We start from the raw sequence: 962 nt of genomic DNA on the forward strand, positions 1-962 counted from the left end.
GGCCTGGCGGGCCTGGCCGAACGCCTGGGCGCGGTCGACGGGGTGTTCGTCGTGGACTCCCCGCCCGGCGGCCCCACCGTCATCACCGCCGAGCTGCCCTGGCGGGACCGTGAGGACGAGCGCCACGCCGGACGGTAGGGAAAACCCCCTGTTCAAGACGGGGACGCACGCCATGGCCCGCACCCGGTGCGGACGAGCAGTCTTCAGCAGGCAGGCCCACACAAGGAGAACGGGGACCACACCGATGGCCACGCACAGCACCCCCTACCGGGAAGAGCCGGCCCGCCACCGCCTCCCCGCCGCGCTGAAGGCACCGCTGCAGGCGCGGACCTGGCGGGAGCTGGGCTACGCGCTGACCGGACTGCCGGTGGCCGTCGCCCTGCTCGTCTGGACGGTCACGATGATCTCGCTCGGCGCCGGCCTGCTGGTGACCTTCGTCGGGGTGCCCGTCCTCGCGCTGGCCCTGGTCGGCTGCCGGGGCTTCGGGGCGCTGGAGCGGGCGCGGGCCGGGGCGCTGCTGAAGGTGCGGGTGGCCGCGCCGGAGCCGCTGAACCCCAGCGGGCCGGGGCCGCTGCCCTGGCTCGGCGCGGTGCTCAAGAGCGGCTCGTCCTGGCGGCACCTGGTGTACGCGCTGGTCCACTTCCCGTGGGCGGTGTTCTCCTTCTCGGTGGCCATCAGCTTCTGGACGTACGGCTGGGCGCTGCTGACGTACCCGCTGTGGTTCTGGGTGTTCCCGATGTGGGCCGGGCAGGGCGGCATCCAGCTCTACGGGGACGACCACCACAGCGTCTACCTGGACAACCCCTTCGAGATCACCGCGACCTCGCTGGTCGGGCTGGTGTTCACGCTGCTCACGCCATGGGTGCTGCGGGGCCTGACCACGGTGGACGGGCTGCTGGTGCGCGGCCTGCTCGGCCCCTCCCGGCTGACGGCCCGCGTGGAGGAGCTGGAGTCGGACCGGG

General features: G+C 73.4%; 1 protein-coding gene and 1 pseudogene. Both read left to right on the forward strand.

Annotated features, from left to right (window positions below):
- Positions 1-138 (forward strand): annotated as a pseudogene (locus CCN33_RS33290) (sensor histidine kinase); the annotation flags it as partial.
- Between the two features lie 106 nt (positions 139-244).
- Positions 245-962 (forward strand): sensor domain-containing protein (locus CCN33_RS27475; protein ID WP_208621924.1); only part of this gene is annotated, 718 nt, incomplete at its 3' end.

This window comes from Streptomyces recifensis (assembly GCF_002154615.1).
In the GTDB taxonomy this organism is placed as follows: Bacteria; Actinomycetota; Actinomycetes; order Streptomycetales; family Streptomycetaceae; genus Streptomyces; species Streptomyces griseoluteus.